This window comes from Halomonas gemina, from assembly GCF_023554995.1.
GTDB lineage: Bacteria > Pseudomonadota > Gammaproteobacteria > Pseudomonadales > Halomonadaceae > Halomonas > Halomonas gemina.
The window spans coordinates 329,944-342,538 of sequence record NZ_JAMJPK010000004.1 but is presented as its reverse complement, the minus strand read 5'-3'; the positions used below and the strand labels follow the sequence as shown (position 1 = coordinate 342,538).

Here is a 12,595-nt window from a genome sequence, read left to right as displayed (position 1 = left end):
GATCACGGCCACAATGACAATGCGGCCCCACCCGGGGCCATCACGCCACACCGGGAGAACCCCATGAGCCAGTCCAACGATATTGTCTTCCTCTCTGCCGCACGCACGCCCATGGGCGGCATGCTGGGCAGCCTCGCCAGCCTTACCGCCCCGCAGCTGGGGGCTACGGCGATCCAAGCGGCCATCGAGCGCGCCGGCATCAGCGCCGACAGCATCGACGAGGGCATCATGGGCTGCGTGCTGCCGGCCGGCGTCAAGCAGGGCCCGGCGCGCCAGGCCATGCGCCAGGCCGGCATTCCCGACGCCATCGGCGCCACCACCATCAACAAGCTGTGCGGCTCGGGCATGAAGGCCACCATGCTGGCCCACGACCTGATCCGCGCCGGCAGCGGCGAGGTGATGCTGGCCGGCGGCATGGAGTCCATGTCCAACGCCCCCCATGTGCTGACCAAGGCCCGTGCCGGCTATCGCCTGGGCCATGGCGAGCTCAAGGACCACATGTTCCTCGATGGCCTGGAGGACGCCGAGACCGGCAAGCTGATGGGCGTCTTCGCCCAGGACGTCGCCAGCGATCGGGGCTACGGCCGCGAGCGCCTGGATGACTTCGCCATTGCCTCGCTGGAACGCGCCATGGAGGCCACCAACGCCGGCCACCTCAAGGCCGAGATGGCACCGGTCACCGTCACCAGCCGCCAGGGCGAGAGCGTCGTGGACCATGACGAGCAGCCCTTCCAGGCCAAGCTCGACAAGATCCGCTCGCTGCGCCCCGCCTTCGCCAAGGACGGCACCATCACCGCTGCCAACTCGAGCTCCATCTCCGATGGCGCCTCGGCGCTGATCCTGGCCAGCCAGTCGGCGGCCGACCGCCTGGGCGCCAAGCCGATCGCGCGGATGCTGGGCCACAGCACCCATTCGCGCCACCCGAGCGAATTCACCATCGCCCCGGTCGGCGCCATCGACAAGCTCATGAAGCAACTCGACTGGGGCGTGGATGACGTCGACCTCTTCGAGATCAACGAGGCCTTTGCGGTGGTCACCCTGATGGCGATGGACGACCTGGGCCTGCCCCACGACAAGGTCAACGTCTTCGGCGGCGCCTGCGCCCAGGGCCATCCCATCGGCTCCACCGGCTCGCGGATCATCGCTACCTTGATCCATGCCCTGCGCACCAAGGGCGGCAAGCGTGGCATCGCCAGCCTGTGCATCGGCGGCGGCGAGGCCACCGCCGTGGCCGTGGAACTGGTGGATTAGGACTGATCGACTGATGGAGAGCATCATGCTCGACACTCCGGCGGGCGGCCTGTATGCCGCCCGCTGGCGTCCCGAGACGGCAAAGGCAACGCGCAGCCCCATCGTGCTGCTGCACGACTCGCTGGGCTGCGTGGCGCTGTGGCGGGCGTTTCCCGCCAGGCTTGCCGCGGCCAGCGGCCGGGAAGTGATTGCCTACGACCGTCTCGGCTACGGGGAGTCGGCGCCTTACCCGGGGCCTCAACCCGCCAGCTTCATCGCCGACGAGGCAGAGGTCTTCGGCGCGCTACGCGAGCACTTCGGGATCGAACGCTTCGTGGTTCTCGGCCATAGCGTGGGCGGTAGCATGGCGGTCGAGATCGCCGGCCGGCATGCCGACGGCTGCGAGGCGCTGGTCACGGTGGCGGCCCAGGCCTTCACCGAGCCCCGCACTCTCGCCGGCATCCGCGGGGCGGAGCAGGCCTTCCAGCACCCCGCCGCCATGGCGCGCCTGGCGAAATACCATGGCGACAAGGCCGACTGGGTCCTGCGCAGTTGGGTCGACACCTGGCACTCCGAGGCCTTCGCCGACTGGACGCTGGACCCTGCCCTGCAGCGGGTGGCCTGCCCGACCCTGACGATCCACGGCGAGCACGACGAGTACGGCTCGCGGGCCCAGCCCGAGCGTATTGCCTCGCTCACCCCCGGGCCCGCCGAGCCACATGTCCTGGCCGACTGCGGCCACGTGCCTCATCGCGAATGCCCCGAACGGCTGATCGCTGCCCTGCTGCCCTTCCTGGCTGGCCCGACGGCGACCTGACGCTCAGCGCCGCCTGCCGGCTCCGTGATCACGATGATAGCGTCCGGCCTGTCTGCTCGAGACAATGACCATGCCGAGGCACTGCCCATGACGGTCATGGCGCGAGGAGGAGACCTACCATGCGCGAGGGGATGGAGCGCTATCAGTCCTGGATCTACCTGCTGTGCATCGTGGCGGGCCTGGGACTCGGCATGGCCAGCCCCGGCCTGGCCAGCGTGCTCGAGGGAGGCCTCTGGCCGCTGCTGGGAGGGCTGCTGTATGCGACCTTCACCCAGATTCCCCTGGTCCGAATCGCGGATGGCTTCAGGGACTGGCGTTTCCTCTGTGCCCTGCTGATCGGCAACTTCTTGGTGATCCCGCTGGCGGTGGGCGGGGTGGTAACGGGACTGCCGCTGACGCCGGCCATTCAGGCGGGCATATTGCTGGTGCTGCTGGTGCCCTGTACCGACTGGTTCATCAGTTTCACCCATCTCGGCAAGGGGGATACGGCACGGGCCATCACCGCCGCGCCCCTGCTGCTGCTGGTGCAGCTGCTTGCCCTGCCGCTCTACCTTTGGCTGTTCCTCGGCGAAGCCTGGCTGCGCCTCGCCGTCGGCTCCCACCTGATCGGCGCCTTCGCCGGCCTCATCCTCGCCCCCCTGCTGCTGGCATGGGTCACCGAACGCCTGGCCGCGCGATACCAACAGGCGAGGCGACTGATCCATGGCCTGGGCGTCCTGCCGGTCCCGCTTCTGGCCCTGGTGGTGCTGGTGATTGCGGCCTCGCAGATCACCACCGTGATCGAACTCTCCGATGTCCTGCTTCAGGTCCTGGCGGTGTTCATCGCCTACCTGTTCTTTGCGGCCTGCCTGGGCAAGCTTCTCGGCCGACTGTTTCGAGTCGAGGCATCCCGGGCCCGCACCCTGGCCTTCAGCTTCGGCACCCGCAACTCCTTCGTGATGCTGCCGCTGGCCCTGACGCTGCCGGACGCCTTGCAGGCCGCCGTGGTGGTCATCGTCTTCCAGTCGCTGGTCGAGCTGTTCGGCATGGTGGCCTACCTGAGCTGGGTGCCGGGCAAGCTGATTCCGGATTCCCCTGGCGGCTGACGACCGCCCTCGCCTGCCCGACAGGTCGACGGGCGCGCCTAGTGTCGCGGGGCCGCCAGGCGATCCAGTCGCAGCCGTTCGCGACCGTCGAACAGCCGCCGGCTGCCCGCGGCCACCGCGGCCAGGGTCCCGAAGCCGGTCCCCAGGGTGATGGTGAACATCACCAGGATCTGATACTTCACCGCCAGCGCCGGCGGGCTCCCGGCCAGTATCTGGCCGGTCATCATGCCCGGCAGGCTGACCACCCCCGCCGCCGCCATGGCGTTGATCATCGGCATCAGGCCGCTGCGCATCGCCTCGCGGCGAATGTCGCCGACCGCCTCCTGCCAGCGCTGGCCCAGCATCAGCCGGTTCTCGATCACCGCGCGCTGGCGCCAGGCGGTGTCGGTCAGGCGGTCCAGCGCCAGGGCGACCCCGGTCATGGTATTGCCGAGCATCATGCCCAGCAGCGGGATGGCGTACTGGGGGCGATACCAGGGCTCGGGCCCGATGATCACGGTCAGCGTCAGCACGGTCACCGTGAACGAGGAGAGAAACATCGCCAGCGTGCCGATGCCGAAGGCCCAGCCGCCCAGCAGGCGACGCTTCTGGCGGGCCATCACCTCGCGCCCGGCGATCAGCAGCATGCCCAGCGCCATCAGCGCCACCCACACCAGCCGTTCGGCAGCGAACAGCGCCTCCAGCACCAGCCCCACCAGGGTGAGCTGGATCACGGTGCGCGCCGCAGCGATCAGCAGGCTGCGGCCCATCCCCAGACGCAGGGCGGCGGTGCAGCCCGCCAGCGCCACCACCATCAGGGCCGCCAGGGCCAGCTGCCACCAGGACAGCGCGATCACGTCCATGACGCCACCTCCAGGAGTTCGCTCCCCTCGATACGCCAGTGGTGGCTCGCCACCCGGGCGATCTGGGCGGGGTCGTGGGCGACCCATAGCACCGGCCAGCCGCGCTCGCGGATGCGCGTCACGAGCCAGGCCTCCACCCGGCGGGTGGTGGCGTCATCCAGGTTGGCGGTGGGCTCGTCGAGCAGCAGCGCCGCCGGTTCGCGGCTGACCGCCCGCAGCAGCGCCAGGCGCTGCTTCTCGCCGGAGGAGAGCCTGGCCACCTGCCAGTCCAGCACCTCGGGGGTGAAGCCCAGCGCCGCGAGATCCGCGGGGCTGGTCCGCGGTAGATGCTCGCCCACGCTGTCCGCCCACCAGTGGCTCTCGGCCGGCACCAGCATCACCCGCGCGCGCCACTCGTGGGCCGGTAACGAGGCCTGGGCCACCTCGCCCAGCCACGCCTCGCCGGCGTGGGGCTCGAGGTCGGCCACGGCGCGCAGCAGGCGGCTCTTGCCGGAGCCGCTGGGACCCGAGAGGCAGTGGACCTCGCCGGGGGCCACGCTCAGGCGCGTCTCGACGAGCGAGCCGATGGCGATACGCTCCAGGCGCAGGGAAACGGATGCGGTCAAGGCAGGCTCCAGGCTGACGCAACTGGCGGCGATAGTAGCAGCTTGCCCCGCCGAGGTGAGTGGGACACGGCATCGTCATCCAGACGTCATCCGATCGCCATTTCCATGCAGCGCCGCTGTCACATGCAGCTTTCAGGATAAGCCCGGTGGTCCATTTCTCACGACACAGGTGGTTTCCCATGCAGACCCTGACCCGCTCCCTGCTCGCCGGCGGCTTCGCCGTCGCCGCCCTCACCGCCGCCGTCTCCCAGGCCGAGGCAAGCTTCTCCCTGAGCGAGCGCTTCACCGATGCCGACGGCGACCTGGTGGCCGATATCCCCGAGGATACGTCCCAGTGGCTCGACCCGGACACCCTGGTCTTCGCTTACACCCCGGTGGAGGATCCCGCCGTCTATGCCGAGGTGTGGGACGGTTTCCTCGAGCACATGGAGGAGATCACCGGCAAGCAGGTGCAGTTCTTCCCGGTGCAGTCCAATTCCGCCCAGATCGAGGCGATGCGGGCCGGGCGCCTCCACGTGGCCGGCTTCAATACCGGTTCCAACCCCCTGGCCGTGGCCTGTGCGGGCTTTCGCCCCTTCACCATGATGGCCGCCGAGGACGGCAGCTTCGGCTACGAGATGGAGATCATCACCCATCCCGGCTCCGGCATCGACGAGATCGAGGACATCCGCGGCCGCACCCTGACCCATACCTCAGAGACCTCCAACTCCGGCTTCAAGGCGCCCACCGCGCTGATGGCCTCGGAGTTCGACATGGTCTCCGGCGAGGACTACGAGGTCGACTTCTCCGGCAAGCACGACAACTCCGTGCTGGGCGTGGCCAACCAGGACTACGCGGTGGCCACCGTCGCCAACTCGGTCAAGAACCGCATGATCGACCGTGGCGTGATCGACGCCGACCAGCTCGAGGTGCTCTACCAGTCGGATACCTTCCCCACCACCAGCTATGGCACCGCCCATAACCTGGCGCCGGAGCTGCAGGAGGCGATCCAGGAGGCCTTCTTCAGCTTCGAGTGGGAAGGCAGCGCCCTCGAGGAGGAGTTCGGTCGCAACGGCGAAGAACAATTCATCCCCATCACCTTCCAGGAGCACTGGGCGGTGATCCGCCAGATCGATGAGGCCAACGGGGTCGAATACGACTGCAACTGAGCGTCATGCCATGGAGGGCGCGGGCGACGTGTCGCCCGCGCCTTCGCGTCGTTGAGACGTATTCGAGACGTAGGGGAGAACCTGCAACGTGCTTAGCATCGACCAGCTAACCAAGACCTATACGGCCGGCGACACCGCCCTGCGCGAGGTGACCTTTCGGGTACCGCAGGGCCAGGTCGTGGGCCTGATCGGCCCCTCGGGCGCCGGCAAGTCGACCCTGATCCGCTGCATCAACCGCCTGGTGGAACCCTCCAGCGGCGCGATTCGACTGGGCGAGACCGACCTGGTCAGCCTGGGCAGCCGTGAACTGCGCCAGGCGCGGCGGCGCATCGGCATGATCTTCCAGGAGTATGCCCTGGTGGAGCGGCTGACCGTGATGGAGAACGTGCTCTCCGGGCGGCTGGGCTATGTCCCCTTCTGGCGCAGCTTCACGCGACGCTTCCCGGGCCGTGACATCGAGAATGCCTACCGCCTGCTCGACCGGGTGGGGCTGCTCGAACACGCCGACAAGCGCGCCGACGCCCTCTCGGGCGGCCAGCGACAGCGCGTCGGTATCGCCCGAGCCCTGGCCCAGGAACCGGAACTGCTGCTGGTAGACGAGCCCACGGCGAGCCTCGATCCCAAGACCAGCCGCCAGATCATGCGGCTGATCACCGAGATCTGCGCCGAGCGCCAGCTGCCCGCCATCGTCAACATCCATGATGTACCGCTGGCCCAGCAGTTCGTCGACCGCCTGATAGGCCTGCGCGCCGGCCGCATGGTCGTCGACGACGCCCCGGAGCGCCTCGACGAGGCCATGCTGACCGAGATCTACGGTGCCGAGGACTGGACCACCACGGACCAGGACGACGACGACCCGGATCCCGACGGCGAGGCACAGGGCACATTGCGGCTGGTAGGAACCGCGACATGACGCCGAATGTCTCCTACCCGCGCCGCTGGAAACGCCCGCCGCAGCTGGTCACGACCCGACGCTGGCGACTGGCCCTGCCGCTGCTGATATTGGCCTACCTGATCCTGGCCGTCGGCTCACTGGAGATCGATGTCGGCCGCGTTATCGAGGGCCTGGAGCGCGGTGCGCGCTTCGTCCAGGGCTTCCTGCAGCCGGACTTCGTAAGCCGCTGGGGCGACATCCGCCAGGGGCTGATCGAGAGCCTGACCATGACCCTGACCGCCACCGTGGTAGGCGTGCTGGTCTCGGTGCCCATCGGCATCGGCGCGGCGCGCAACCTGTCGCCGCGACCGGTCTATCTGGTGTGTCGCTCGATCGTCGCCGTCAGCCGTTCGCTGCAGGAGATCATCATCGCCATCTTCCTGGTGGCCATGTTCGGCTTCGGGCCCTTCGCAGGCTTCCTCACCCTGGCCTTCGCCTCCATCGGCTTCGTGGCCAAGCTGCTCGCCGACGACATCGAGGAGGCCAGCGCCAGCCAGCTTGAGGCGATCCGGGCCACCGGCGCCAGCGGCTGGCAGCTGATTCACTACGCCGTGCAGCCCCAGGTCATGCCGCGGCTGATCGGGCTGTCGCTCTACCGGCTGGACATCAACTTCCGTGAGAGCTCGGTGATCGGCATCGTCGGCGCCGGCGGCATCGGTGCCACCCTCAATACCGCCATCGACCGCTACGAGTACGACAGCGCCGGCGCCATCCTGCTGATCGTCATCGCCATCGTGATGCTGACGGAATATGGCTCCAGCTATCTGAGGAAATTCTTGCAATGAGTGCTCTCGATACCCGCCCCGGCGAGCCGACCCACTACTCACAGGTCTGGACCTTTCGCACTCCGCGCGCGCGCCTGGCGTTGTGGGCCGGCTGGCTGGCCCTGGTGGCGCTGTTCGTCTGGTGCTGGCAGGTGATGAACGCCAATACCCTGTGGATCTTCGTCACCGATGCACCCGACCAGGCCGTGGACATCGGCAGCCGCATGTTCCCGCCCGAGCTGGCCTACCTGCCCGAGCTGCTGATGCCGCTGTGGGACACCCTCAACATCGCCACCCTGGGCACGCTGGGTGGCGTCATCCTGGCGGTGCCGGTGGCCTTCCTCGCCGCCCGCAACACCACTCCCTCGGCGCTGCTGGTGCGCCCCGTGGCGCTGTTCGTCATCGTGACCTCGCGCTCGATCAACTCGCTGATCTGGGCCCTGCTGCTGGTGGCGATCATCGGTCCGGGGCTGCTGGCCGGTATCGTTGCCATCGCCCTGCGCTCCATCGGCTTCGTCGGCAAGCTGCTGTATGAAGCCATCGAGGAGAGCGAGGCGGGTCAAATCGAGGCGGTGACCGCCACCGGTGCCGGTCGGGCCCAGGTGATCCATTACGGCATCGTGCCGCAGGTGCTTCCCGCCTTCTGGGGCATCTCGATGTTCCGCTGGGATATCAACATCCGCGAGAGCACCATCCTGGGGCTGGTCGGCGCCGGCGGCATCGGCATGAAGCTGCAGTCCTCCATCGACACCCTGGCCTGGTCCCAGGTGGCGACCATCCTGATCCTGATCCTGGCCACGGTGGTGGTCAGCGAAGCCCTCTCGGCACGGGTGCGCCGCGCGCTGATCTGACTCGTGGCCTCCACGGCATGAATGCCGCCGGGTTCGCTCCCCTCGGGAGTCTGCTACCGTGGCGGCATCGTCCCTTCATGCTCAAGGAGCCCTAACCATGGCGCACTACCTGGTTTTTCTCGGCAGCGTCCGCGACAGTACCCCACCCGCTCCCGCCCGTCTCGGCCTGCGGGTCGCACGCGCCTGCGTGCAGCTGCTCGAGGCCGACGGCGCCACCGTCGAGCTGATCGATCCGCTGGACGTCGAGCTGGGCGGCGTGTTCAAGCCGCACTTCGCCTATGCCAGCTCCCGGGTCCCCGAGGCGCTGGACGCGCTGGCCGATAAGATCGCCGCCGCGGACGGCTACGTGATGGTCAGCCCGGAGTACAACCACTCCATGAGCCCAGCGCTGGCCCACCTGCTCAACCACTTCGGCAGCTCGCTCTATGCCTTCAAGCCCAGCGCCATCGTCACCTACTCCGCCGGCCAGTGGGGCGGCGCCCGGGCGGCAGTGAACCTGCGCACCTTCCTCGCGGAGCTCGGCTGCCTGCCGGTCTCGGCAATGATCCACGTGCCCAGGGCCCAGGACGTCCTGGCGGAGGACGGCAGCTTCCCGGAGGACGCCGAGCATTGGGCCGGCTACTTCGGCCGCACCCTGGGCCAGCTCGGCTGGTGGGCCGAGGCCGCCGCAAACCATCGCGACGTCCGGGACCCGACCCACGTATCGCCGGCCTTCCAGCGCGCTCCCGCCCAGCGCAACGCGCCCGGACCTCGATGAACCAGCCCTCCTGGCTGGCCACGGATGGAATTGAGTATATATGGAATCCCATATATCATGACGGGCAACAAGCTCACCGGCACATCCGCGTCTCATCGGAGACACCATGAACATCCTGTTTCTCTGCACCGGAAACTCCTGTCGCTCCATCTACGCCGAGGCGATGTTCAACTACCTGACCGGAACACGCCACCGCGCCTTGAGCGGCGGCAGCCATCCGGCCGGAAAGGTCGACCCGCTGACGCTGCTGTGGCTGGAAACGGAGGGCGTCCCCACCCGGGGGCTCGCCAGCAAGTCATGGGATGATCTCGATGTCACGCCGGACGTGGTGATCACGGTCTGCGATGACGCCGCCGGCGAGGCCTGCCCGCTCTTCCTCGGCAAGGCCGTACGCGTCCACTGGGGCGTGCCCGACCCCTCGCACGCCAAGGGCAGCGAGGCCGAGATCGAGGCCGCCTTCGCCAGCACCTTCCATGCGCTGAGAGCGCGGATCGAGGCCATGCTGACCCTGCCGCTGGATGACCTTTCGCCCGATGACCTCGCCGATGCCCTGGAAGAGCTCCACCGGCGCATCCAACAGCAAGAAGGAGTGACACCGTGACGACCCGGCCCCTGGACGACCTGCCCAATATCGACCGCGCGCTGTTCCGGGTACCGGACGGCGAGAGCCTGGGCATTCCCACCGAAGGCGAGCACGCCCCGCGCATCCTGCTGCTCTATGGCTCGCTGCGCAGCCGATCATTCAGCCGCCTGGCGGTGGAGGAAGCCGCGCGGCTGCTGCGCGCCATGGGCGCCGAGACGCGCATCTTCGACCCGCGCGGCCTGCCGCTGCCGGACGCCGAGGAGGCGAGCCATCCCAAGGTTGCGGAACTGCGCGAGCTGGCCGAGTGGTGCGAAGGCATGGTGTGGTGCTCGCCGGAGCGCCACGGCGCCATGACCGGCATCATGAAGGCGCAGATCGACTGGATCCCGCTGGCGCTGGGTGCGGTGCGCCCCACCCAGGGCAAGACCCTGGCCGTGATGCAGGTGTGCGGCGGCTCCCAGTCGTTCAATAGCGTCAACCAGCTGCGCGTGCTGGGGCGCTGGATGCGCATGGTCACCATCCCCAACCAGTCGTCGGTGCCCAGGGCCTTCATGGAATTCGACGACAACGACCGCATGAAGCCCTCGCCCTTCTACGACCGCATCGTCGACGTGATGGAGGAGCTGGTGAAGTTCACCCTGCTGGTTCGCGGGCGCTCTGAGGTGCTGACCGACCGCTACTCGGAGCGCAAGGAGTCGGCCGAGCAGCTCTCCGCCCGAGTCAATCAACGCGCCATCTGACAGGAGTTGCATCATGACCACACACCAGGAATCCCAGTCACCCAGCACCAGTGAAGGCATGGGGCTCTTCGAGCGCTTCCTCTCGCTGTGGGTGGCGCTGGCCATCGTCGCCGGGGTCCTGCTCGGCCAGTTTGCGCCGGCGATCCCCGAGACGCTGTCGCGCTACGAATATGCCCAGGTGTCGATTCCGGTGGCAGTGCTGATCTGGGCGATGATCTTTCCCATGATGGCGCAGATCGACTTCACCGCCATTTTAGGCGTGCGCCGCCAGCCCAAGGGGCTGGTCATCACCACCACCGTGAACTGGCTGATCAAGCCCTTCACCATGTTCGCCATCGCCTGGTTCTTCCTGACGGTGGTCTTCGCCCCCTTGATTCCCGCCGAGCGCGCCAGCCAGTACCTGGCCGGGGCCATCCTGCTGGGCGCGGCCCCCTGCACGGCCATGGTCTTCGTGTGGAGCTACCTGACCCGCGGCGACGCCGCCTATACCCTGGTGCAGGTGGCCGTCAACGACCTGATCATGCTGTTCGCCTTCGCCCCCATCGTGGTGTTCCTGCTCGGCGTCTCCAACATCCAGGTGCCCTGGGACACGGTGGCACTGTCGGTGGTGCTCTACATCGTGATTCCGCTGGCGGCCGGCTACCTGACGCGGCGCACCCTGATCGCCCGCCGCGGCATCGAATGGTACGACAACGTCTTCATGAAGAAAGTGGGGCCAATCACGCCCATCGGGCTGATCATCACCCTGGTGCTGCTGTTCGCCTTCCAGGGTGAGGTGATCCTCGAGGCGCCGCTGCATATCGTGCTGATCGCCATCCCGCTGATCATCCAGACCTTCCTGATCTTCTTCATCGCCTACGGCTGGGCCAAGGCCTGGAAGGTGCCCCACAACGTGGCCGCTCCCGGGGCAATGATCGGCGCCAGCAACTTCTTCGAGCTGGCAGTGGCGGCCGCCATCGCCCTGTTCGGCCTGCAATCCGGCGCGGCCCTGGCCACGGTGGTGGGCGTGCTGGTGGAGGTTCCGCTGATGCTGGCGCTGGTGCGCATTGCCAACAAGACCCGGCACCACTTCCCCGAGGCCGGCGCTCCGGCGGACGACGCTGCGACCACCTCAGAGGCGCGAGGCTGAGCCATGGCCATCGAGGTCACCGACCGGGCCCGCGAGTGGTTGCAACAGCTAGGGGGTGTGGCCACGGTGCGCCTCTCGCCCCGCCACGGCTGCTGTGGCGGCGGGGCCGACATCGTGGTGGCCGAGGCCAGGGCGCCGGATGAGCCGGCGCGTTATACACCCGTCCAACTCCCGGGGCTGACGCTATACATCGACCCGACGCTGGTCGACCAGGGCCTGCGGGTCGACGTGGAAGGCTTCCTGGGCCTCAGGCACCTCTTCGTCGACGGCGCCTCGCCCACCCGTTCCAAGGAGTAACGACATGTTCAAGCATATTCTGGTCGCCGTGGACTTCTCGCCCGCCTGGCCGCTGCTGCAGGAGCGGTTGAAGACCCTGACCGCCTGGGGCACGCAGCGGTTGACGCTGGTTCACGTACTCAGCTCGCGCTACCCCGCGACCCCCGAGGAGACCCATCGGCCCCACTACCAGGCCAAGCTGGCCGAGCTTGCCGGGGACCTCGCTGCCCCGGGACTGACCGTCGAGTTCGAGGTGCGCAGCGGAGAACCAGGCGCCGTGTTGACCGAGGCTGCCAGCGAATTGGGTGCCGATCTGCTGCTGATGGGCTGTCGCGGTCACAACCGCTTCCACGAGTTCTTCCTGGGCAGCACAGCGCTGGACGCCGCACGCCTGACCGCGCAGCCGCTATGGCTGGAGCCGGTGGCCGACGAGTTGATCGGCGCCGACTCGCAGCTGCTGATGCTGGCCACCGATGGCTCAGACGCGGTAAGCGGCGCAGAGGCCATGGGCGAGAAGCTCGCGCAGCACTTCCAACGCCGCCTGGCGGTGACCGCTACCTGCGCCACGGAGGGCTGCGACCGCGAGATCGCCGATGCCCAGCAGCAACTGGACGGTCTCGCCGAACGGATCGAGGGCCTCGAGACCCGGGTGCTGGACGGCGACCCCCGGCGCGCCATCGTCGAGGAGGCCAAACGCGAGCACGCCGACCTGATCGTGATCGGCAAGCGCGGGCGCAACCGCATCCAGGAGTTCCTTCTCGGCAGCACGGCAGAGGCCATTGCCCGAGACGCCCACTGCCCGGTGCTGGTCGTGCCGCACGAGGCGACCTGATC

At 68.1% G+C, this 12,595-nt stretch carries 15 protein-coding genes; 13 read left to right on the top strand and 2 right to left on the bottom strand.

Annotated elements, in window-relative coordinates; all coding sequences use genetic code 11:
- Positions 1 to 63: 63 nt before the first annotated feature.
- The 3 genes from M8009_RS10965 to M8009_RS10955 all read left to right on the top strand — a co-directional run bounded on the left by M8009_RS10965 (position 64) and on the right by M8009_RS10955 (position 3,132).
- A complete protein-coding gene (locus tag M8009_RS10965; protein ID WP_250060967.1) occupies positions 64 to 1,251 on the top strand; it encodes an acetyl-CoA C-acyltransferase in 1,188 nt (395 codons plus the stop codon).
- Between the two features lie 25 nt (positions 1,252 to 1,276).
- Entirely contained in the window at positions 1,277 to 2,047 is a 771-nt protein-coding gene (locus M8009_RS10960; RefSeq protein WP_250060965.1) for an alpha/beta fold hydrolase, read from the top strand.
- A 119-nt stretch (positions 2,048 to 2,166) separates the two neighbouring features.
- Positions 2,167 to 3,132, top strand: a complete 966-nt coding sequence (locus M8009_RS10955; RefSeq protein WP_250060963.1) for an arsenic resistance protein — start codon at positions 2,167 to 2,169, stop codon at positions 3,130 to 3,132.
- Positions 3,133 to 3,170: 38 nt separating this feature from the next.
- Here M8009_RS10955 and M8009_RS10950 read toward each other — a convergent pair whose 3' ends face one another.
- A complete protein-coding gene (locus M8009_RS10950) occupies positions 3,171 to 3,974 on the bottom strand; it encodes an ABC transporter permease (RefSeq protein ID WP_250060961.1) in 804 nt (267 codons plus the stop codon).
- Positions 3,965 to 4,579, bottom strand: a complete 615-nt coding sequence (locus tag M8009_RS10945; protein WP_250060959.1) for an ABC transporter ATP-binding protein — start codon at positions 4,577 to 4,579, stop codon at positions 3,965 to 3,967. Before M8009_RS10945 ends, M8009_RS10950 begins: the two co-directional genes overlap by 10 nt.
- 179 nt (positions 4,580 to 4,758) lie before the next feature.
- Here M8009_RS10945 and phnD point away from each other — a divergent pair, with 179 nt between their 5' ends.
- The 10 genes from phnD to M8009_RS10895 all read left to right on the top strand — a co-directional run bounded on the left by phnD (position 4,759) and on the right by M8009_RS10895 (position 12,593).
- Positions 4,759 to 5,727, top strand: coding sequence for a phosphate/phosphite/phosphonate ABC transporter substrate-binding protein (gene phnD / locus M8009_RS10940; RefSeq protein ID WP_250060957.1), 969 nt, complete (start codon positions 4,759 to 4,761; stop codon positions 5,725 to 5,727).
- 88 nt (positions 5,728 to 5,815) lie between these two features.
- On the top strand, positions 5,816 to 6,640 hold the full coding sequence (phnC, locus tag M8009_RS10935) for a phosphonate ABC transporter ATP-binding protein (protein WP_250060955.1): 825 nt from the start codon (positions 5,816 to 5,818) through the stop codon (positions 6,638 to 6,640).
- On the top strand, positions 6,637 to 7,446 hold the full coding sequence (gene phnE / locus M8009_RS10930) for a phosphonate ABC transporter, permease protein PhnE (protein ID WP_250060953.1): 810 nt from the start codon (positions 6,637 to 6,639) through the stop codon (positions 7,444 to 7,446). Before phnC ends, phnE (M8009_RS10930) begins: the two co-directional genes overlap by 4 nt.
- Positions 7,443 to 8,276 (top strand): phosphonate ABC transporter, permease protein PhnE, encoded by an 834-nt coding sequence (gene phnE, locus M8009_RS10925; RefSeq protein ID WP_250060951.1) that lies wholly within the window; start codon positions 7,443 to 7,445, stop codon positions 8,274 to 8,276. The genes phnE (M8009_RS10930) and phnE (M8009_RS10925) overlap by 4 nt, the downstream gene beginning before the upstream one ends.
- 97 nt (positions 8,277 to 8,373) lie before the next feature.
- Positions 8,374 to 9,033 carry an NADPH-dependent FMN reductase gene (locus M8009_RS10920; RefSeq protein ID WP_250060949.1) on the top strand — a complete coding sequence of 220 codons (660 nt, stop codon included), beginning with the start codon at positions 8,374 to 8,376 and terminating at the stop codon, positions 9,031 to 9,033.
- A 106-nt stretch (positions 9,034 to 9,139) separates the two neighbouring features.
- Positions 9,140 to 9,634, top strand: a complete 495-nt coding sequence (locus M8009_RS10915; protein WP_250060947.1) for an arsenate reductase/protein-tyrosine-phosphatase family protein — start codon at positions 9,140 to 9,142, stop codon at positions 9,632 to 9,634.
- A gap of 11 nt (positions 9,635 to 9,645) precedes the next feature.
- Positions 9,646 to 10,356, top strand: coding sequence for an arsenical resistance protein ArsH (gene arsH / locus M8009_RS10910; protein WP_284047805.1), 711 nt, complete (start codon positions 9,646 to 9,648; stop codon positions 10,354 to 10,356).
- A gap of 13 nt (positions 10,357 to 10,369) precedes the next feature.
- On the top strand, positions 10,370 to 11,485 hold the full coding sequence (gene arsB / locus M8009_RS10905) for an ACR3 family arsenite efflux transporter (RefSeq protein ID WP_250060945.1): 1,116 nt from the start codon (positions 10,370 to 10,372) through the stop codon (positions 11,483 to 11,485).
- A 3-nt stretch (positions 11,486 to 11,488) separates the two neighbouring features.
- Positions 11,489 to 11,782: an iron-sulfur cluster biosynthesis family protein gene (locus tag M8009_RS10900; RefSeq protein ID WP_250060943.1), complete on the top strand. Its 294-nt coding sequence runs from the start codon at positions 11,489 to 11,491 to the stop codon at positions 11,780 to 11,782.
- Positions 11,783 to 11,786: 4 nt separating this feature from the next.
- A complete protein-coding gene (locus M8009_RS10895) occupies positions 11,787 to 12,593 on the top strand; it encodes a universal stress protein (protein ID WP_250060941.1) in 807 nt (268 codons plus the stop codon).
- Positions 12,594 to 12,595 lie beyond the last annotated feature (2 nt).